Source organism: Tsukamurella sp. 1534, from assembly GCF_000312385.1.
Taxonomy (GTDB): Bacteria; Actinomycetota; Actinomycetes; order Mycobacteriales; family Mycobacteriaceae; genus Tsukamurella.
This window is the reverse complement of sequence record NZ_HE997626.1, coordinates 871015-889791: the sequence shown is the minus strand read 5'-3', so window position 1 is coordinate 889791 and position 18777 is coordinate 871015. Positions and strand designations below refer to the sequence as shown.

Annotated in this window: 20 protein-coding genes and 1 tRNA gene; 10 read left to right on the top strand and 11 right to left on the bottom strand. The window is 71.3% G+C overall.

Translation table 11 applies throughout. From position 1 onward, the window contains the following. Window positions 1–35: 35 nt before the first annotated feature. Window positions 36–1676, top strand: coding sequence for a long-chain fatty acid--CoA ligase (locus BN39_RS04535; RefSeq protein WP_019201171.1), 1641 nt, complete (start codon window positions 36–38; stop codon window positions 1674–1676). On the opposite strand, the gene BN39_RS04530 is transcribed toward BN39_RS04535, so the two are convergent. Next, window positions 1673–2884, bottom strand: a complete 1212-nt coding sequence (locus BN39_RS04530) for an MFS transporter (RefSeq protein WP_159103222.1) — start codon at window positions 2882–2884, stop codon at window positions 1673–1675. The genes BN39_RS04535 and BN39_RS04530 overlap by 4 nt on opposite strands. Before the next feature lie 130 nt (window positions 2885–3014). On the opposite strand from BN39_RS04530, the gene BN39_RS04525 reads away from it, so the two are divergent. Beyond that, window positions 3015–3566, top strand: a complete 552-nt coding sequence (locus BN39_RS04525; protein WP_019201169.1) for a helix-turn-helix domain-containing protein — start codon at window positions 3015–3017, stop codon at window positions 3564–3566. 117 nt (window positions 3567–3683) lie between these two features. Continuing rightward, window positions 3684–5234, top strand: a complete 1551-nt coding sequence (locus BN39_RS04520; RefSeq protein ID WP_019201168.1) for a molybdopterin-dependent oxidoreductase — start codon at window positions 3684–3686, stop codon at window positions 5232–5234. Here the strand turns inward: BN39_RS04520 and glsA are convergent. After that, on the bottom strand, window positions 5227–6504 hold the full coding sequence (gene glsA, locus BN39_RS04515) for a glutaminase A (protein WP_081586039.1): 1278 nt from the start codon (window positions 6502–6504) through the stop codon (window positions 5227–5229). The genes BN39_RS04520 and glsA overlap by 8 nt on opposite strands. Window positions 6505–6652: 148 nt before the next feature. On the opposite strand from glsA, the gene BN39_RS04510 reads away from it, so the two are divergent. Together BN39_RS04510 and BN39_RS04505 are read left to right on the top strand one after the other, a co-directional pair. Then, window positions 6653–8038 (top strand): aspartate aminotransferase family protein, encoded by a 1386-nt coding sequence (locus BN39_RS04510; protein WP_019201166.1) that lies wholly within the window; start codon window positions 6653–6655, stop codon window positions 8036–8038. 23 nt (window positions 8039–8061) lie between these two features. Beyond that, window positions 8062–8553, top strand: coding sequence for an SRPBCC family protein (locus BN39_RS04505; RefSeq protein WP_019201165.1), 492 nt, complete (start codon window positions 8062–8064; stop codon window positions 8551–8553). Between the two features lie 12 nt (window positions 8554–8565). Here BN39_RS04505 and BN39_RS04500 read toward each other — a convergent pair whose 3' ends face one another. After that, on the bottom strand, window positions 8566–9339 hold the full coding sequence (locus BN39_RS04500; RefSeq protein ID WP_019201164.1) for an S-methyl-5'-thioadenosine phosphorylase: 774 nt from the start codon (window positions 9337–9339) through the stop codon (window positions 8566–8568). After that, window positions 9336–9647, bottom strand: coding sequence for a hypothetical protein (locus BN39_RS04495; protein ID WP_019201163.1), 312 nt, complete (start codon window positions 9645–9647; stop codon window positions 9336–9338). Before BN39_RS04495 ends, BN39_RS04500 begins: the two co-directional genes overlap by 4 nt. Before the next feature lie 59 nt (window positions 9648–9706). Between BN39_RS04495 and BN39_RS04490 the strand changes: the two genes are divergently transcribed. From BN39_RS04490 to BN39_RS04480, 3 genes are all read left to right on the top strand, one after another. Next, window positions 9707–10126 carry a PLD nuclease N-terminal domain-containing protein gene (locus tag BN39_RS04490; protein WP_371190614.1) on the top strand — a complete coding sequence of 140 codons (420 nt, stop codon included), beginning with the start codon at window positions 9707–9709 and terminating at the stop codon, window positions 10124–10126. A gap of 25 nt (window positions 10127–10151) precedes the next feature. Then, window positions 10152–11147 (top strand): hypothetical protein, encoded by a 996-nt coding sequence (locus BN39_RS04485; RefSeq protein ID WP_019201161.1) that lies wholly within the window; start codon window positions 10152–10154, stop codon window positions 11145–11147. Window positions 11148–11219: 72 nt separating this feature from the next. After that, complete coding sequence (locus BN39_RS04480; protein ID WP_019201160.1) at window positions 11220–11477, top strand: hypothetical protein; 258 nt, start codon at window positions 11220–11222, stop codon at window positions 11475–11477. Between the two features lie 64 nt (window positions 11478–11541). Here the strand turns inward: BN39_RS04480 and BN39_RS04475 are convergent. Beyond that, window positions 11542–11615 (bottom strand) — tRNA-Gly (locus tag BN39_RS04475). A gap of 137 nt (window positions 11616–11752) precedes the next feature. Beyond that, window positions 11753–12352: a hypothetical protein gene (locus BN39_RS22045; protein WP_019201159.1), complete on the bottom strand. Its 600-nt coding sequence runs from the start codon at window positions 12350–12352 to the stop codon at window positions 11753–11755. Between the two features lie 80 nt (window positions 12353–12432). On the opposite strand from BN39_RS22045, the gene dcd reads away from it, so the two are divergent. After that, a complete protein-coding gene (dcd, locus tag BN39_RS04465; RefSeq protein ID WP_019201158.1) occupies window positions 12433–13002 on the top strand; it encodes a dCTP deaminase in 570 nt (189 codons plus the stop codon). Here dcd and BN39_RS04460 read toward each other — a convergent pair. From BN39_RS04460 to BN39_RS04450, 3 genes are read right to left on the bottom strand one after another with little or no spacing between them, the layout of a single operon-like run. Next, window positions 12983–14887: a YibE/F family protein gene (locus BN39_RS04460; protein ID WP_019201157.1), complete on the bottom strand. Its 1905-nt coding sequence runs from the start codon at window positions 14885–14887 to the stop codon at window positions 12983–12985. The two genes, dcd and BN39_RS04460, sit on opposite strands and share 20 nt — an antisense overlap. A gap of 9 nt (window positions 14888–14896) precedes the next feature. After that, window positions 14897–16153 (bottom strand): pyridoxal phosphate-dependent aminotransferase, encoded by a 1257-nt coding sequence (locus BN39_RS04455; protein ID WP_040765865.1) that lies wholly within the window; start codon window positions 16151–16153, stop codon window positions 14897–14899. Window positions 16154–16202: 49 nt separating this feature from the next. Further along, window positions 16203–17219: a hypothetical protein gene (locus BN39_RS04450; RefSeq protein WP_019201155.1), complete on the bottom strand. Its 1017-nt coding sequence runs from the start codon at window positions 17217–17219 to the stop codon at window positions 16203–16205. A 108-nt stretch (window positions 17220–17327) separates the two neighbouring features. Between BN39_RS04450 and BN39_RS04445 the strand changes: the two genes are divergently transcribed. Further along, the gene (locus BN39_RS04445) at window positions 17328–17903 is read left to right on the top strand and encodes a TetR family transcriptional regulator (protein WP_040765864.1); all 576 of its coding nucleotides are present in this window, start codon (window positions 17328–17330) and stop codon (window positions 17901–17903) included. A 5-nt stretch (window positions 17904–17908) separates the two neighbouring features. Here the strand turns inward: BN39_RS04445 and BN39_RS04440 are convergent, their stop codons facing one another. Both BN39_RS04440 and BN39_RS23385 read right to left on the bottom strand, forming a co-directional pair. After that, window positions 17909–18505 carry a hypothetical protein gene (locus BN39_RS04440; RefSeq protein WP_040765863.1) on the bottom strand — a complete coding sequence of 199 codons (597 nt, stop codon included), beginning with the start codon at window positions 18503–18505 and terminating at the stop codon, window positions 17909–17911. Window positions 18506–18550: 45 nt separating this feature from the next. Next, the coding region (locus BN39_RS23385; protein ID WP_040765862.1) for a hypothetical protein at window positions 18551–18777 on the bottom strand (227 nt) is incomplete at its 5' end.

Here is an 18777-nt window from a genome sequence, read left to right as displayed (position 1 = left end):
CTGCCTCCGGTTCCCGAGAAGGAGTCTCCACCACCGTGATTCAGACCACGATGCAGGACGGCGAGCTGTCCATCGCCGCTCTTGTCGAGTACAGCCGCCGCGTCTTCCCGGAAGCGCGGATCACCACGTGGACCGGCGAGGGCCTGCGTGACGCGTCGTTCGCCGAGATCGGCGACAAGGCGGCGCAGCTCGCGCACGCGTTGACCAAGCTGGGCGTGGAGCGCGGCGACCGCGTCGCCACGTTCATGTGGAACAACAACGAGCACCAGGTCGCCTACGCGGGCGTCCCGGCCATGGGTGCGGTGCTGCACACGCTGAACCTGCGCCTCTCGCCGGAGCAGGCCGTGTTCATCATCAACCACGCCGACGACAAGGTGATCCTGGTGGACGCCTCCGTCGCGCCGCTGCTGGGCAAGTACCTCGCCGGTACGCCCAAGGTGCAGCACGTCATCGTCACCAATGGCCCGAAGGAGGCGCTCGAGGCGCCCGAGGGCATCACCGTGCACGCCTTCGACGAGCTGATCGCGGGGGAGCCCACGGTATTCGAGTGGCCCGAGATCGACGAGCGCGATCCGGCCGTCATGTGCTACACCTCCGGCACCACCGGCGATCCCAAGGGTGTCGTCTACAGCCATCGCAGCATCTGGCTGCACTCGATGCAGGTGAACTCGTCGTCGGGCATGGCGCTGGGTAACGCCGATTCCGTGCTCGCCATCGTGCCGATGTTCCACGTCATGTCGTGGGGCCTGCCCTACGCCGCGATGATGGGCGGCATCACCCTGGTGATGCCGGACCGTTTCCTGCAGCCCGAGCCGCTGCTGCAGATCATGGCCGAGGCCAAGCCCAGCTTCGCCGCCGCCGTGCCCACCATCTGGCAGGGCGTCGCCGCCCGGCTCGCCGCTGCGCCGCAGGACATCTCGCACCTGCGTGAGGTCGTCGTCGGTGGCGCCGCGGTCCCGCCGTCGATGATCCGTGCGTTCGACGAGCTCGGCACCCGCATCGTGCACGCCTGGGGCATGACGGAGACGTCGCCCCTCGGTTCGGTGGCCCGTCCTCCGTTCGGGGTGTCCGACGATGCCGAGTTCGCCTACCGCGTGACCCAGGGCCGGTTCCCGTCGTCGGTGCAGGCGCGCCTCATCGACGACGAGGGCAAGGAGCAGCCGTGGGACGGTGAGTCCGCCGGCGAGCTCGAGGTGCGGGGGCCGTGGATCACGGGTGCGTACTACTCGCCCGAGGGCAACGTCTCCGACGAGTCCAAGTTCCACGACGGCTGGCTGCGCACGGGCGACGTCGCGACCATCAGCCCCGACGGGTTCATGACCATCGTCGACCGGACGAAGGACATGATCAAGACCGGCGGCGAGTGGATCAGCTCCGTGGAGCTGGAGAACACCGTGATGAGCAACCCGGCCATCGCGGAGGCCGCGGTCGTGGGCGTGCCCGACGAGAAGTGGGACGAGCGTCCCTTCGTGCTCGCGGTGGTCAAGGACGCCGCCGATGCGGACGTCGAGAAGCAGCGCGCCTTCCTCGCGGACCTGTTGCCCAAGTGGCAGATCCCCGAGCGCTGGGCGTTCGTGGATGAGGTCCCCAAGACCTCGGTGGGCAAGTTCGACAAGAAGGTCGTCCGCGCCGAGTACGGCGAGGGCAAGTACCAGGTGGTCGACTCCCGCAGCTAGGGACCGACCGCAGAGGCCGCCGCGACCGTCGAGGACGCGGCGGCCTCCGCGTCTCCGGGGCGCGTGCCCGCCCGGCCGGCGATCAGCCCGCACGCGGTGAGCGGGGCCATGAGGGCGAGCAGCACCAGCACGGGCGCAGTCCATCCCCCGGTCGCGGCGTGGACGGCCCCGGTGAGCAGGGGGCCGGTCGCCGCGACGAGGTATCCGATCGACTGCACCATCGTCGAGAGGCCCGCGGCCGCGTCCGTCGTCGGGGCACGGAGATTGACGAGGGTGAGTGCCAGCGAGAGCTGCCCTCCCTGCCCGAGCCCGAGCAGGACGGCCCACGCCGCGGCCGTGTGCGGGCCCGCCGTGAGTACGCCGGCCAACCCCACTGTGGACAGGGCGACCACGGCGGCCGCGAGGAGTCGCTGGCCGGAGCACCGTGCGGCGATCACGGGGACGGTCAGGGCGGTGACGATGCTGGCGACGCTCAACACGGTGAGCACCGCACCGGCCTCCGCGGCGGCCAGACCGCGGTCGCGGTAGAGCGTCGGCAGCCACGCGATCAGCGAATACGCCAGGAGGGACTGGATTCCCATGAAGCCGGTGAGCGCCCAGGCGGTCGGGGAGCGCAGCATGCCGGTGCCGGCGGGGGATCGCTCCGGCGACGAGCGCTGCGCGCCGCGCCGGCGGGTGGTCACGTTCGCGAACACCGCGACTGCAAGTACCGTGGGGGCCGCCCAGGCGGCGAGCGTCGCGCGCCATCCGGGGAGTACGGACTCCGCGATCGGTGCGGTCGCCCCCGAGGCGACCCCGGCGCTCGCGCTCACCAGGGCGGTGAACAGCCCGGTCATCATCCCGATCCGGTCCGGGAAGAACTCGCGCACGAACACCGGACCCAGGACGTTCGCGACGGCGATCCAGGCGCCCGCCAGCAGCGTCCCGCCGAGTAGCACCGGCCACGAGTCGATTCCGCGGACCGCCGTTCCTGCGGCGATCACGAGAAGGCACGCGGTGAGCACCGATGCGGTGGGCCGGCGCCGCGCGGCCCGCAGCGCGAGCGGGCCGAACAGGCCGAGGCAGACGACCGGTCCCGTCGTCAGGAGGGCGGCGTCCACCGCACCGAGCCGGTACGCCTCGCGGATCTCGGTGGCCACGGCTGAGGAACTCCCGAACACCAACCGCAGGTTCACCGCGAGCAGTGCCACGGCGGCCACAGCCGTCACGGAGCGTGTTCCGCGGCGTCCAGCGCTGAAGACCTGCACGGCCCGACGATCGCACGGCGTCCGCACCTCCCGCAACCCTTGAGGTCAATCGGTTGCCTGTAGGGCAATGGTGTGCGCTAGCCTGGCGGGTGTGACAGCCGATCATCGCGACGCCAGCTGGATCGGGCGGCGGACCGCCGACCTGCGGAGGGCCAGGGGGCGGACCCTGGCCGATCTCGCAGCCGAGGTGGGCCTGTCCGTGACCCAGCTGTCCCGGATCGAGACGGGTGCTCGCCAGCCCTCCGTCGGCACACTCCTCGAGATCGCACACGCCTTCGGGATCCCGCTCAGCGAGCTCGTCGCCGAGCCGCGACACGAGCCGTACCACCTCGTCCGTGCCGGTGAGCGGCGGACGTCGGTCACTGCCAGCGGGACCGTGGCATCCCTGAGCGGCGGATACCCCGGCGTGCAGGCCGTGCACCTGACCTTGGACGCCGCCGCCGAGGCGCCGGAGGCGCGGCACGACGGCGAGGAGTGGGTGTACGTGCTCTCGGGCTCCGTCTCCGCCCGGATCGGCGCGGACGAGCTCGTGCTGTCCGTCGGGGACGCCATTCATTTTCCCTCGCACACAACGCATTCCCTGCGGAACTTCGCGACTGATGCGGCGGATCTGCTCATCGTGGTCTCGCAGACTCTGCGGTGACGGGTGACGGGTGACCGCGCGGTCGGCGTCGTTGAGGTACCGCGCCGGAATCTTACGAATCCGTGAGCTGTCCCGGCGATCCGCCCGCGGGCGGCCACGTCGTGCCAGTCTGAAGGCATGAGCGATAAGACCCGCGGCCCCGGAGCGGTGTCGTGGGCCGCGGCCCTGGTGGGTGGGCTGGCGGGTGCGGCGGGCCTCGCGGTGGCGGAGCTCGTGGCCGCGCTGATCGCGCCCGGCGCGAGCACCCTGTTCGCGGGCGGGGCGGCGGTCATCGACGCCGCACCCCCGTGGCTCAAGGACTTCGCCGTGGAATGGTTCGGCACCGCCGACAAGGCGGTGCTGCTGGGCACGATGGGCGTGGTGGCCGCCGTCGGTGCGGCGTGCGCCGGCGTCCTCGAACTGCGCCGCCCGCCGTGGGGCGCGGCGCTGATCGCCGTGGTCGGGATCGTCGGCGCCGTGCTCGCGGTGCGGCGCCCGGAGGCGACGGCGCTGTGGGCGGTGCCGAGCGTGGCGGGGATCGCGGTGGCGGTCCTGGTGCTACGCACCGCGATCCGGCGCCTCGCGCATCGGCCGGGCGCGGCGGAGGACGACTCCGCCGACGCGATCGATCGGCGCGGATTCCTCATCGTGGCGGGGTCGGCAGCGGGCGGCACCGTCGTCGCCCTGGTGGCGGCGCGCCTGCTGTCGGCGGGCTCCTCGGCGGTACGGGCGGCACGCGAGACGCTGCGCCTGCCGGCACCGCGCACCGTCGCACCACCGATCCCTGCGGGGGCCGACCCGGCGATCGACGGGCTCACGCGTTACCTCACGCCCACAACGGATTTCTACCGGATCGACACCGCGCTGCGGGTGCCGCAGATCGATCCCGCCGCGTGGTCGCTGGACGTGCACGGGATGGTGGAACGCCCCTTCAGCATCACTTTCGACGAGCTGCTGGCGCTGCCGATGGAGGAGCACCACGTCACCCTCGCCTGCGTCAGCAACGAGGTGGGCGGCGATCTCATCGGCAACGCCCGGTGGCTCGGCCACCGGATCGGTGCGCTGCTGGAGCGGGCCGGGCCGCACCCCGGCGCCGATATGGTGCTCTCGCGCAGCCACGACGGGTTCACCGCGGGCACACCGCTGTCCGTGCTGCGCGACCCCGCCCGCGCCTCGCTGCTCGCGATCGGAATGAACGGCGAACCGCTGCCCGCGATCCACGGATTCCCCGCCCGCCTCGTCGTACCCGGCCTGTACGGCTACGTCTCGGCGACCAAATGGGTGACCTCGCTCAAGGTCACGACCTTCGCCGCCGATCAGGGCTATTGGACTCCGCGGGGCTGGTCGGCGCTGGGGCCGATCAAGGTGCAGTCGCGCATCGACGTGCCGCGGGGGCCCGTCGGCGCCGGCGACGTGACGGTGGCCGGCGTCGCCTGGGCGCAGCACACCGGGATCGGCCGGGTCGAGGTCCGCGCCGACTCCGGCGCGTGGGTGCGCGCCGAGCTCGCCGACACCGTCGGCCCCGACACGTGGCGGCAGTGGCGTGCGTCCCTACCCCTGACGGCCGGCGATCACACGCTCGAGGTGCGCGCCGCCGACGCCGACGGGAAGGTGCAGGAAGAAGCTCCGGCGCCGCCCGCCCCCGACGGTGCCACCGGGTGGCACCGCGTGGTCGTGTCCGTCACCTGACGGGATCGGCGAGCAGGCCGGACGGGTCGGTGATGGACAGCCGCACACCGTAACCGATGTCCGCCGCCAGCTGATTGATCAAGTATGCGGAGACGGTGCTGACGCGGGTGGCATCGGTGAGGTCGAGCACCATCGTCGTGCAGGACTGCGCCTGTCCCGCGCTGAGCGCCTCGTGCACCACCTGCTCGACCGCGACGAAGTCCAGCTCGCCGCGTACCCGCAGCGTGACCCGTCCCGACGCCGGATCGGCGGACACGCTCTCCACGGCGCTCACCGGCGTCATCGGCCGGTTCAGCAGGTGCAGCCCGAACTCAGAACTGAGCCGCTGCAGCACCGCCACGCCCCGCGCCGAGTTGCCCGCCTCGTCGAGCGGCGGGCTGAACACGCCGATCCCGTACTCGCCGGGCGCGGCGGCCACGATGCCGCCGCCCACACCGGATTTCGCCGGGATGCCCACCGAGCACATCCACGCGCCAGACCGGTCGTACATGCCGCACCCCGTCATCACCGACAGCGTGTGCCGGGCGACGGCCGCATCCACCACGCGCACACCGGTGATCGGGTTCAGGCCGCCGTAGGCCAGAGTCGCCCCCATCACCGCGACATCGTGCGCGTCCACCAGCAACGAGCACTGCCGGATGTACGGATCCAGCGCGTCCTCGATCGGAACCCGCAGGGCATCCGTCGATTTCGCGAGCGCGGCGAGCGCCAGATTGCGGAACGCGGTCCCGGACTCGGACCGGTACACCGCATCGTCGACCTCCAGGTCCCGGCCGGCGAACGCGGAGAGCCCCGCCTGGATGTGCGCGAACCGCTCGGCACCGTCGTCGCCCGGCGTGAGCGACGTCGAGACGATCGCGCCCGCGTTGATGAGCGGGTTCTCGGGCCGGCCCGATTGGTCGAAACTGATCGCGTTGAACGCCTCGCCGCTCGGCTCCACGCCGATCCGCTCGCCCACGGCGTCGGCGCCCAGGTGCTGCAGCGCCAGCGCGTACACGAACGGCTTCGACATCGACTGGATCGAGAACGGGGTGCGGTAGTCGCCGGCGCCGTAACTGCGCCCCGTCACCGACACCGAGGCGATCCCGAACTGCTCGGGATCCGCCTTCGCCAGCTCCGGGATGTAGTCCGCCACGGCGCCGGGGTGGTCCTCGCGCCGCACGTCGTCGAGGACCCGCGCCATCGCGGCGTTCACGGGGTTGTCGACGTATTCGGCGTGGCGGGGGCGTCCGGCGGTGAAGGTCGATTCGTCCGTCGTTTGCTCTGGCATACCCCCGACGGTAATGGAGATCGCGGCCCGACGCTGGCCGGTCATGAGCGTTCCGAACGGGGTGAGTATCGTTCTGCAGTACCGACACATGACCCAGGTGAGCAGCGCAGACCAGCCGATATCGCCTTTGAACTACTTGGAGGATGACATGACTGAACTGCTGCCCGACGGCAGAACCTTGAGCGACGCGACCGCGGCCGGAGCGCGCGCCTACGAGCTGGACCGCGCGCACGTCTTCCACTCCTGGTCCGCCCAGGCGCAGATCACCCCGATGACGATCGTCGCCACCGAGGGCTCCTACGTGTGGGACGGCCAGGGCAACAAGCTGCTCGACTTCAGCTCGCAGATGGTCAACACCAACATCGGCCACCAGCACCCGAAGGTCGTGGCCGCGATCGCCGAGCAGGCCGCGAAGATCTGCACCATCGCGCCGCAGCACGTGAACGAGGCGCGCAGCGAGGCGGCCCGGCTCATCACCGAGCGCACCCCGGGCGACCTGAACAAGGTGTTCTTCACCAACGGCGGCGCCGACGCCGTCGAGCACGCCATCCGCATGGCCCGCGTGCACACCGGCCGCCGCAAGGTCCTCAGCCGCTACCGCAGCTACCACGGCGGCACCGAACTGGCGATCAACGTCACCGGCGACACCCGCCGGTTCGGCAGCGACGTGGGCGGCGAGGCGGTCGCGCACTTCGACGGGCCGTTCCTGTACCGCAGCTCGTTCTACGCCGAGACCGAGGAGCAGGAGTCGCAGCGCGCCCTCGAGCACCTGGAGCGCACCATCGTGCTCGAGGGACCGAACACCGTGGCCGCGGTCATCCTCGAAGCCATCCCCGGCACGCCCGGCATCATGGTGCCCCCGCCCGGCTACATGGCCGGCGTCCGGGAACTGTGCAGCAAGTACGGCATCGTCATGATCGCCGACGAGGTGATGTCCGGCTTCGGCCGCACCGGCAAGTGGTTCGCGATCGAGCACGGCACCACCTCGGCCGGCCCGGTCGTGCCCGATCTGATGACCTTCGCCAAGGGCGTGAACAGCGGCTACGTCCCGCTGGGCGGCGTCGCGATCGGCGACGAGATCGCCGCGACCTTCGCCGACAAGCCCTACCCCGGCGGCCTCACCTACTCCGGTCACCCGCTGGCCGCGGCCTCGGCCGTCGCGACCATCAACGCCATGACCGACGAGCGGATGGTGGAGAACGCGGCGACCATCGGCGACGAGGTGATCGCCCCCGCGCTGGAGGAGCTCAAGGCCAAGCATCCGTCCGTCGGCGACGTCCGCGGCAAGGGCGTGTTCTGGGCCATCGAGCTGGTGCGGGATAAGGAGACCCGGGAGCCGCTCGCGCCGTACGGTGGTAGCAGCCCCGCGATGAACGAGACGATCGCGGCCTGCAAGAAGGGCGGCATGCTGCCCTTCGCGAACTACAACCGAATCCACGTCGTGCCGCCGTGCAACGTCTCCGCCGAGGAGGCGCGCGCGGGCCTCGCCATCATCGACGAGGCGCTCAACGTCGCGGACGCGCACACCGTCTGACCCACCGGAGCCAGGAGGCATCCATGCCCGCTCTCAAGCCCGTCCTTCCCGCCGAGCTGACCCCGGGCAGTCCCGGCGTCCACGAGTTCTCCGTGCGTTCCGCGCGGCCCGTCGACTGGGTGTGGGGCGAGCTCACCTCCGATCGGCCGCTGCACTGGTGCAACGGGATCCGCAAGATCGAGTGGACCAGCCCGCGGCCGTTCGCCGCGGGCTCCACCCGGCGGGTCACGCTGGGCCCCGGCATCAGCGCCGACGAGATCTTCTACTCCTGGGAGGAGTCGGAGAAGCTGTGCGAGAAGGCCTTCTACGTCCAGTCGGCCACCGCGCCCGGGCTGGCGCGGATGGCCGAGAAGTACCGCGTCGAGGCGCATCCCGACGGCGGATCGGTGTTCACGTGGACCCTGCTCATCGAGCCGGTCGGCGGTGAGCGGGTACTCGGGCTCACCGCGATGCCCCTCGGCCTCGTCGTGAAGTGGCTCCAGCGCGACACCGAGCGGTACCTCGGCTCCGCCTGACCCGCCCGCCGGTCAGGGGAGGGCGTGGTCGCCCGCGGCGCAGTCGCAGGGGGCGTCGGGATCGACCGCGCCGATCGTCGCGGTGAGCACCTCGGTGAGGCGGGGCAGGTTCGCGCGGAACTGGGCGAGCACTTCCTCCGTGTGCACGCCGTCGCCGGCCTCGATCCCCGCGTCCAGGTCGGTGACCAGCGCGACCGCCGCGTAGCAGAGCTTCAGCTCGCGGGCGAGCGCCGCCTCCGGCAGCCCCGTCATGTTCACCAGGTCCCAGCCCTGCGCGGCGTACCAGCGGCTCTCCGCGCGCGTCGAGAACCGCGGCCCCTCGATGACCACCATCGTGCCCGCGTCCCGATCGGCGTGCGGCGCCGCGGCGGCCCGCAGTCGCGGGCAGTACGGGTCCGCGAAGCTCACGTGCGCGCCGTGCGCGTCGAAGAACGTCGACGTCCTGCCCGACGTGCGGTCCACCAGCTGGTCCGGCAGCACGATCGTGCCGGGCCCCGCGTCGGGCCGCAGGCTCCCGACGGCGCACGGTGCCACCACCTTCCGCGCGCCCAGGTGGTGCAGCGCCCACAGGTTCGCGCGGTACGGCACGGTGTGCGGCGAGAACTCGTGCGCACGCCCGTGCCGCGGCAGGAACGCCACGGTGCGCCCGGCCACCTCGCCGACGGTGATCGGTGCGCTCGTGGGGCCGTACGGGGTGTCGACGGTGCGCGTCTGCGCCCCGTCGCCCAGGAACCGGTACAGGCCGGTGCCGCCGATCAGGCCGATCGGGGCCGACGCTGCGCTCATCCCCGCCCGGCCTGCCGCTCGCGGATCGATTCGGCCACCTGATCGGGGCGGGAGACGTCGAAGAGCTGCTCCGAGCCGTCGCCCAGCGTGATGCAGAGCCGGTCCCGGCGTCGCCGCAGGAGGCCCGGCGCACCGTCGGACACCCCGGCCCCCACGACGTGCTTGAGCTGCACGGAGAACGGAGTCCCCTGCACCTTGGCGGCCACCCCGGCGGGGCGGAACCGCACATGGGTGTCGGTCAATTCGAGGTGGCCGCGCACCGCGCCCCGTCCGAGGTACCGGGCGGCCGGCCAGCTGAGGTCGCTCACGGTGCCACAATAGGTGGATCGATCCGGGGGGTTCGCGGTAGCATCAGCTATCCGTTTGCGTGATCCTGGGGGTTAAGATGCCGTATCTCGGTGGAATCGTGTTGTTGCTGTGGGTGGCGGCGCTGATCGACGTGATCACGTCGGACGAGTACCGGGTGCGGCACCTGCCCAAGGGCGGCTGGCTGATCATCGTCATCCTCATCCCACTCGCCGGTTCGCTGATCTGGTTCCTCCTGGGGCGGCCCGTCGGCGCCACGTCCGCGGCGCCCGCCCGCACCAGCGGCTACCCCGAGTACGAGCGTCCCGGGCGGCACATCGCCCAGTACCCCGACGATGACGACGAGTTCCTCCGGCAGTGCCGCGCCCGCGCCGACGAGCAGCGCCGCAAGGCGAAGGGGCTGGACGCCAGGAACCCGTCGCAGACGTCGCCTGACGAGCGCGCCGACAAGCCCACCGACACCCCCGAGGAGCAGTCCTGAGCGCCGTTCCCGGCCGGAACGCGGCATGAGCGCGCCCCCTCTCGACGATCGCGGGGTCACCCCGTTCGAGCCGATGAGTGTGCGGGAGCTCTGCCGGCGGACCTACTCGGTGGTCCGGGGCAGCCCCCTCGCCACCGCCGGCTCCATCGCGGCCGTCACCCTGGTGATCGGGATCTTCAGCGTGTTCGCGCGGATCCCGGTGGCCGACCCCGCGGGGCCGGGCTACCGGCCCGACAGCGAGAGCCGCCAGGTGCTCATCACCCTGGGCCTGTGGCCGGGCGGCGCCGTGCTGGGGACGGCGATGTGGTTCTCGGGCGCCCTGTGCTCGTTCGGCATGGTGGCGGTGGTCGTGGCGCGCGCGCTGTTCGGGCACCGCACGTCCGCGCGGCAGGCCTGGCGTGCGACGCGGCCGCGGCTCGCCGCGCTCGTGGGGCTCGCTCTCATCGACATCGCGGTATTCCTCGTGCCGCTCGTGGTCTGTTCCTCGCTGGCGATCCTGTTCGCGGAGGCCACGGGGCCGGGCCCGGCGAACGTCGTCGCCCTCGCGCTGGGCGGGGTGGCGTTCCTGGCGATGCTCCTCCTCATGCCGACCGTGGTGCTCTCGCCGCAGGCGGTGGTGCTGGAGAGGTCCGGGCCGATCACCGGCTTCCGCCGAGCGGTCACGCTGCAGCGCAGGGGATTTCCGCGGCTCTTCGCCCTCGTGACGGCGGTCAACCTGAGCGCCTTCGCGGTGAGCGTCGCGTTCGTGGTCCCGTTCATGGCCGCTGCGGTCGCGATCGCGGGCGGTCCGGCGAGCGCGGCCGACCAGCCGGTGGAGCGGCTCGTCTTCGCCAGCATCGGCTGGGTGGCCAGCCAGATCCTGACGCTGCCCTTCTCGATGTCCTTCTACTCCCTGCTCTACACCGACCAGCGGATCCGGTACGAAGGCTTCGCCGCGGTCCTACGGGCGGAGGCGGACGGCGGACCGTCCGACCGGCGGATCGACCAGGTCTGGCGGGCTCCGGTCCCCGGCTCGTCGTAGCCGGCCCGAACCTGGAACGCGGGTCGGGGCGAATCGCTGCGCCGTGTACACGGCCCGTGTGATGCTCCGGGTATGCACGCACACGATGAGATCGAGTGGGGCGTGACGGCCGTGGACGGCATCGATCACCCCCTGCCCGTGTACAAGGACGATTCGGAACACACTCACCACATCGGGTTCGTCATCGAACACGGTGTGTTGTTCCTCTACCACGGAACCGCTTCTGCGGCAGCGCCGCCAGCGGCCGGGGATCCGGGTCCCGCCGCGGAAGGCCTGAGCCTGATCCGCATCTACGCGCCCGGCCACTGGGCGTCGCTCGCGACGCACTGATCGGTCAGGGGTGGGCTTCGCCGCGGGAGATCCCGCGGCGCGGGACCCGCTCGTGCGGGGGTTCTGGAGCCGATGACGGGAATCGAACCCGCGCTACCTGCTTGGGAAGCAGGAGTTCTACCATTGAACTACATCGGCAACGGCGGACCGTCGAGGACGAGCCGTTCGTACGGGTCAGACTAGCACGCGCACCGTCGGGCGTGCCGGGCCCCCGCCTCCCGGCCCGGCGATGCGGCGAAGCGTTGGGCGCCATCCTGATCCGGTGTGGCCGGCGGTCACCAGCGGTCGAAACTCTGCGCCGAGACGAAGAAGCCGTGCGAACCCCGCGTGCAGGTGACGCCCTTCTCCTCGGAGCGGCAGGTCATGCCCCCGGCGGTCACGCTGCGGCCGTACGGCAGGGTCCTCTGATCGGACACCTGGAAGAACACGCCCTGGTTGAAGCAGGAGGCGGTGAACGGGCCGCCCTTCTCGGACACGTAGCCCTTGGACAGCTCGTCCCGCGGCATCGTGCCGTGGTCGCAGTCCGCGCCGGGCGGGATCACCGCGGTCTTGAACACCTGGCAGCCCGTGACCGTCGAATCGAGGCCGCAGGCGATGTTCCGGGTAGGCGTCATGAAGTAGACCCCGCCGTGCCCGGACCGGTAGTCGGCGGGGTCCTCCGCCGCGGCACCGCCCGACGGGGCCGCGGTCACCGTCCGCGTGACGGTGCCCTGCGCCCCTCCCGGCGTCCCCTGCTGCGCGCCGGTGGGCGCGGTGGTGGCCTCCATGGTCGAGGGGGCGGGCGCCGCGTCGTCGCCGGACCCGCCGCAGCCGGTGAGCGCAAGCGCGACAGCGAGGAGCAGACCGATGGGGACGGCGGATCGCGAGTGCTTCATACACTGTGTTCTCGATCCCGCCGGGGATCGTTACCGATGGCAACGCTCGCGGTGGCGACGTGCTGCTTTAGGCTGAACCCGTGCTGCTCTCCGACCGCGACATCCGCGCCCAGCTGGAATCCGGGCGCCTCGGCATCGAACCGTTCGACCAGCAGCTGGTGCAGCCGTCCAGCGTGGACGTGCGGCTCGACGGGCTGTTCCGCGTGTTCAACAACACCCGGTACACCCACATCGACCCCAAGGAGCGGCAGGACGAGCTGACCAGCCTCGTCGAGCCGCGTGAGGGTGAGCCGTTCGTGCTGCACCCCGGCGAGTTCGTCCTGGGCTCCACACTCGAGGTGTGCTCCCTGCCCGACGACTTGGCCGGCCGCCTCGAGGGCAAGTCGTCGCTGGGCCGCCTCGGGCTGCTCACGCACTCCACCGCGGGCTTCATCGATCCGGGCTTCTCCGGGCACATCACGCTGGAGCTCTCCAACGTCGCGAATCTGCCGATCACGCTGTGGCCGGGGATGAAGATCGGCCAGCTCTGCCTGTTCCGGCTGTCCAGCCCGGCGGAGAATCCGTACGGCAGCGCTTCGACCGGGTCCAAGTACCAGGGGCAGCGGGGCCCCACGCCGTCGAAGGCGTACCTCAACTTCCAGCAGGGCTGAGCCCGTCAGATCTTCGGTCACGAACCCCATGGAATCCGGGGGTTCGTGACCGTAGTTCTGCCGTCAGTCCGGTGCGGCGTGGCGCCCGCCGCGACGCGGGGGCGGCTGCGGCGGGTCCGCGGGCCGCTGAGCGGGATCGGCGGGGGCCTGCGGCCTCGGGGGCTGCGCGGGGCGGGGGGCCGGCAGGGCCGGTCGGGAATCGGCCCGTCTCGGGCTCGGCCTGCGGCTGCGGCCGCGGGCGTTCGGGGCCGAGCGCGGCGGACTGCTGCGTGGGCTGCTGCGCGGCCCGTTCCGGCTGCGGCTTCTGCGCGGGCCGCGCGCCGGCCTGTGCGGCCGTGTTCTTCGCGGCGGTGGTCTTCGTCCCCGAGGTCTTCGCCCCCGTGGCCTTCGCGGCCGTGGCCGTGGTGCGTGCCGTGGTGGTCGCGGGCTGTGCCCGCTTCGCGGCGGCCCGCGGCGTGCGGACCCGGATCTCCGACGGATCGCTGTCGGGGTGGCTGTCCGAGTACCGCTTGGCCGCGGCCTCGCTGACCGCCGCCCGCGTCGGCTTGGCCAGCAGCGTCGCGATCGCCGTGGTCAGCGGCACGGACAGGGCCAGTCCGATGCCGCCGACGAAGGCGCGCACCAGCTCGATCGCGACTGAGTCCGACGTGAGCACCTGCCCCAGCGGCCGGCTCGCGATGGTGAACAGCAGCAGCAGCGGCAGGGCCGTGCCCACGTACGCGAACACCAGGGTGTACACGGTCGACGCGATGTGGTCGCGGCCCACCCGCATCGCGGAGAGGAACGTGCGGCGGCGGGAGCTCTTGGGCGACAGCTTGGCCAGCTCGAACGTCGTGGACGCCTGCGTGATCGTCACGTCGTTGAGCACGCCCAGCGCGCCGATCACGAACCCGGCCAGCAGCACGCCCGACGTGGACACCGTGGACGCGTACGCCTGCAGATTCGTGGCGTCGTCGCTACTGAGGCCCGTGACCTTGGTGGTGTCCACCGCCAGCCAGGCCAGCAGTGCGCACACCGCGAGGGCCGACAACGTGCCCAACAACGCGGCCGAGGTTCTCAGGGAGACCCCGTGCGCCAGGTACAGCACGACGTACAGGATCACCGAGGACGCGACCATCGCGACCCACACCGCCGAGTGCCCGTCGAGGATGGAGGGGAGCGCGAAGAACACGATGACCAGGCCCGACAGCGCGAGGCCCAGCAGCGCGCGCAGGCCGCGCCAGTGCGCCACCGCCACGATGACCACGGCGAAGACCAGGCCCCACACCCACAGGGAGACCCCGCGCGCGTAGTCGTAGAACGCGTAGTTGGTGGGCGATCCGGCCACGCCGCCGCCGTTCTCGCTGATCATGATCTTCGTGCCCGGCTTCAGATCCGGCTGCCCCGTGCCCGGCGTGGCCGGCCGGGCCGTGTCGACCCCGGACCCGCCGCCCGACGGCGACTGCCCCGGCATGGCGCTGATGTTCACGCGCTGCGTGCCGATGGAGAACTGCGTCCACTTGCCGGCGTCCGGACCGTCGGTGATCTGAACGGAACTGTTCAGGCAGCCACCGTCGGGCTTGAGGACCGGATGCACCTCGGTCTCGCTGACCATGCCGTTCCCGGTCGGCGTGAAATCGCAGTCGCCCACCATCTGCTCGGCGACGGTGCCCTTGTGCAGCGTGGGCGATTGCGGCCCGCCCTGGATGTTCACGCGCAACTGCGACGGCCACAGCACGATCAGGCCGATCACGACCCCGACGCCGATGACGACGAGCAGGCCCACCACCACGCGGGCGGCCCACTTGCCCAGCGAGATGTGCGCGAGGGAGTGGTTGTGCACGTGCCCCGCGTGGTCGTGGTGCTCGGTCCCGGTGAGTTCGGCGTGGTCGTCGTTGTCGCGCACGCCGCAACCCTACTTCTGCTTGTAGGAACTCAGAAAGTTGCCGAAGCGATCGAGTGCCTCGGAAAGATCCCGGGCCCAGGGCAGGGTGACCACGCGCAGGTGGTCGGGCGTCGGCCAGTTGAAGCCGGTGCCCTGCACCATGAGGATCTTCTCCTGGTTGAGCAGATCGAGGGCCAACTGCTCGTCGTCGCGGATCTCGTGCACGTTCGGGTCCAGCCGCGGGAACGCGTACAGCGCGCCCTCGGGCTTGACGCAGCTGACCCCGTCGATCGCGTTGAGCTTCTCGTACGCCACGTCGCGCTGCTCCAGCAGGCGCCCGCCGGGCAGGATCAGGTCGTTGATCGACTGGTAGCCGCCCAGCGCCACCTGGATCGCGTGCTGCGCGGGCACGTTGGGGCACAGGCGCGTCGAGGACAGCAGTGTGAGGCCCTCGATGAAGCCGGCGGCGTGCTCCTTGGGGCCCGTGAGCACGGCCCACCCGGCGCGGTAGCCGCACACGCGGTACGCCTTCGACAGGCCGTTGAAGGTCATCACCAGGAGGTCGGGGGCCAGCTCGGCGATGGAGACGTGCTGCGCGTCGTCGTAGAGGATCCGGTCGTAGATCTCGTCGGCCAGGACCAGCAGCGAGTGCTTGCGCGCCACCTCGACGATCTGCTGCAGCGTCTCCCGCGAGTACACGGCGCCGGTGGGGTTGTTGGGGTTGATCACCACGATCGCCTTGGTACGCGGTGTGATCTTCGCCTCGATGTCCTCGACCGAGGGGTTCCAGCCGTTGTCCTCGTCGCACAGGTAGTGCACGGCGGTGCCGCCGGAGAGGCTGGTCATCGCGGTCCACAGCGGGTAGTCCGGCGCGGGGATGAGCACCTCGTCGCCGTTGTCCAGCAGGGCCTGCATCGTCATGGTGATGAGCTCGGAGACGCCGTTTCCGAGGTACACGTCGCCGATGTCGAAGTACGGGAAGTCCTTGACCTCCTCGTACCGGGTCACCACGGCCCGTCGGGCGGGGGCGATTCCCTGGGACTCGCTGTAGCCCTGGGACACGGGCAGCGCGTGGATCATGTCGCGGACGATGGAGTCCGGCGCCTCGAAGCCGAAGTTCGCCGGGTTGCCGATGTTCAGCTTGAGGATCCGATGCCCCTGCGCCTCGAGCCGAGCCGCCTGCGCCACCACGGGTCCACGGATCTCGTACAGCACGTTCTGCAGCTTCGCGGACTGCTCGAGCGGCTTGAGTTCGGTGCGGATGTGGGGCACATGCGGTCGGCTCATGGGCTCTATCGTCGCAGGTTGCGGCAAACCCTTTTCCCGCGGACCGTCGTCAGGCGGAGGCCGCCGCCGGCTCGGGAGCGTCCGCCCGGGTGCGCCCGCCCGACGGTGCGCCGCCGGCCGGCGCCCGGTGCCGGGCCGCGCCGATCACGAGCAGGCCGTAGCCCACCGCGATCCAGGCGCCGAGGACGGCGAAGGCCGCGCCCGCCCCGGCGCCCACGATCGCGTCGGGCGCGAAGAAGGCGGCGCTGCGCAGCGCGGTGCCGGTGGCGCCGATGGGCAGGCACTGGCCGAGCACGCCCCACACGTGCGGCAGGAATTCGGGCGGCGCGGCGATCCCGGCGAGCGGCATGCCGACGAGCATGAAAAGCAGTGCGGCGGGGCCGATCCCCTTCGTCCCGGCCAGCTGGACCAGGCCCGCCACAGTGGCGCCGATGGCCAGCATGCCCGCGCTCATGGCCAGCCACTGGGCCCAGAAGCCGCCGGGCAGCACGCCGATCCACATCGCGGCGCCCACCGCGGCGGCGCCCACGACGCCCGCCCCGATCGGCAGCGCGACCGCGACGATCTTCGGGTGACCGCCGATCATCACGGTGGCCAGCGCCAGCACCATGCCGCTGAGGAACACGGGCATCACCATGGAGCCGAAGCCGGCGCCGCGCGGATCGTCGGCGGACGGGGGTGCGACGTCGGTGACCTGGACCTGCTTTCCCTGGGCTCCCGCGGTCGCGAGCTGGGTGATGATCGGCGCGACCACAGGGGAGGCGCCGGTCGCGGTGACGGCCCGCGGCTCGGCGCCGAGGACGACGCCGCCGTAGACGGCGCGGTCCCGGGTGGCGGCGATCAACTCGTCCGCCGACGCGTACGCCGTGACCTCGAACCCGCCGGGGCGTTCCTGCGCGAGGCGGTCGGTGACCTGGGCGACGGCCGGCGCGGGGCCGACGACGCCGATGGGCAGGTCGTGCGGGGTGCCTCGGGAGGCGGGGGCGGTGAACAGCAGGACGATCAGCGGGATCGCGATGGCGAGCCCGGCGAACGCCGCGGCGAGCGTGAGGTGCGACTTCTTCATGGGGTGCCTCCAGGTAATTCAACGGCTGTTGAAAGCGAGCGTACGGCCGCGCCGGCCAATAAGTCAACAGGTGTTGAAATACTCCGGCGCGGCGGTAAGGTCGCTGCCATGACGACGGGTAGGCGCGCGGGCGTGAGCACCGCGAAGACGGACATCCTGGAGGCGGCGCGAGAGCTGTTCGCCGAGGTGGGGTTCGACAAGGCGACGGTCCGCGCCATCGCCACCCGCGCCGGCGTCGACGTGGCCCTGGTCTCGTACTACTTCGAGAACAAGAAGGGCCTGTTCCGCGCCGTCATGAGCATGCCGGTGGATCCCGAGCGGATCTTCACGGACGCGCTGGCGGGCCCGCGGGAGGGCGTCGGCGAGCGCCTGGTGCGGGCGGCGTTGGGGGTGTGGGAGGCCGCCGACACGGGCCCCAGCTTCCGCGCCGTGCTGCGCGCCGCGATCGACACCGAGGACAAGGCGGCGAGCACCTTCGGCGAGTTCGTCGCGTCGGTGATGATCCCGACGCTGACGAAGAGCGCCGGGATCAGCATCGAGACGGGGAGGATCGTCGCGAGCACCATGTTCGGCCTCGCGTTCATGCGCTACCTGATCCGCTCGCCGATCTTCACCGAGCCGACCGTGGAGGAGATGGTGGCGACGTACGCGCCCGCGATCCAGGGGATCGTCGACGCGGACTGAGCCGGTTACGCGTTCTGCGGCTCCACGGCCGGATCCTCGTCGTCCCCGAGGTTGTGGAACGCGCGGCCCAGCTCCTCCGAGACGTTGATGATCCGCGCCTTCTTGACCTCGGGCTTGTCGATCTCCTCGGCCACGTACTGCGCGATGAACCGGCGGATCTCCGCGTCCACGCTGGCCACCACCCGCACGATCGACCCGCGAATGGTGTGCGACTCCACGTCGACCCACACGTCCTTGGGTTTGGGGGCGTCCACCTCGATGCGCAGTTCCAGCGGGGCGGCGGCGCGCACGGTGAGGGGGAGCGTGATCAGCCCCGCCACGTCGTAGCGGATGCGGTCCACCTTGAGGTCGATGAGCAGGCCGATCCGTAGCGGGATCTTCACCGTGAAGGTGATCAGCTCGCCCACGTGGCGGGTGAGCTGCGGCTCGTCGATCTCGACCTTGGCCCACACCTTGGCCACCCCACCGGGGCCCGAGGGGATCGGGCCCACGGTGAAGTCGCCGCCGGCGATGTCCGCGAACGCGGAGCCGACGCGCTCCTCGTTCACGGCGATCTCGAAGAACCGCCGCCCGAACTCCTCATAGCTCACGTATTCAGGCACGCGTACATCCTGCCGTACGGGCGATAGCAAACCCGCGGTAATCGATCACTTCCGCCCGCCGGGGCGCTTCGCGCCCGCGGCGATGCCGAAGCCCTTGGCCTTCGACTCACCCTCCGACTCCAGGCTCCGGCTGTCGCCCGACGGTGCCTTCGCCGGCGCCTCGGAGGTCTCCTGAGCAGGAGATTCCTCGGCTGTGGCCGGAGTGGTGTCCGCGGGCTCGGCCGCTGCTTCCGCGGGGGCCTCGGCCGACTTCTCGGCCGGGGCGGCGGGCG

What these genes read in the sequence shown, in the direction of transcription:
- BN39_RS04520 (WP_019201168.1), top strand. Translation starts at nt 3,684, where the DNA reads ATGAGCGATAAGACCCGCGGCCCCGGAGCGGTGTCGTGGGCCGCGGCC.
- glsA (WP_081586039.1), bottom strand. Translation starts at nt 6,504, where the DNA reads ATGCCAGAGCAAACGACGGACGAATCGACCTTCACCGCCGGACGCCCC.
- BN39_RS04510 (WP_019201166.1), top strand. Translation starts at nt 6,653, where the DNA reads ATGACTGAACTGCTGCCCGACGGCAGAACCTTGAGCGACGCGACCGCG.
- BN39_RS04505 (WP_019201165.1), top strand. Translation starts at nt 8,062, where the DNA reads ATGCCCGCTCTCAAGCCCGTCCTTCCCGCCGAGCTGACCCCGGGCAGT.
- BN39_RS04500 (WP_019201164.1), bottom strand. Translation starts at nt 9,339, where the DNA reads ATGAGCGCAGCGTCGGCCCCGATCGGCCTGATCGGCGGCACCGGCCTG.
- BN39_RS04485 (WP_019201161.1), top strand. Translation starts at nt 10,152, where the DNA reads ATGAGCGCGCCCCCTCTCGACGATCGCGGGGTCACCCCGTTCGAGCCG.
- BN39_RS04480 (WP_019201160.1), top strand. Translation starts at nt 11,220, where the DNA reads ATGCACGCACACGATGAGATCGAGTGGGGCGTGACGGCCGTGGACGGC.
- BN39_RS22045 (WP_019201159.1), bottom strand. Translation starts at nt 12,352, where the DNA reads ATGAAGCACTCGCGATCCGCCGTCCCCATCGGTCTGCTCCTCGCTGTC.
- BN39_RS04455 (WP_040765865.1), bottom strand. Translation starts at nt 16,153, where the DNA reads ATGAGCCGACCGCATGTGCCCCACATCCGCACCGAACTCAAGCCGCTC.
- BN39_RS04450 (WP_019201155.1), bottom strand. Translation starts at nt 17,219, where the DNA reads ATGAAGAAGTCGCACCTCACGCTCGCCGCGGCGTTCGCCGGGCTCGCC.
- BN39_RS04445 (WP_040765864.1), top strand. Translation starts at nt 17,328, where the DNA reads ATGACGACGGGTAGGCGCGCGGGCGTGAGCACCGCGAAGACGGACATC.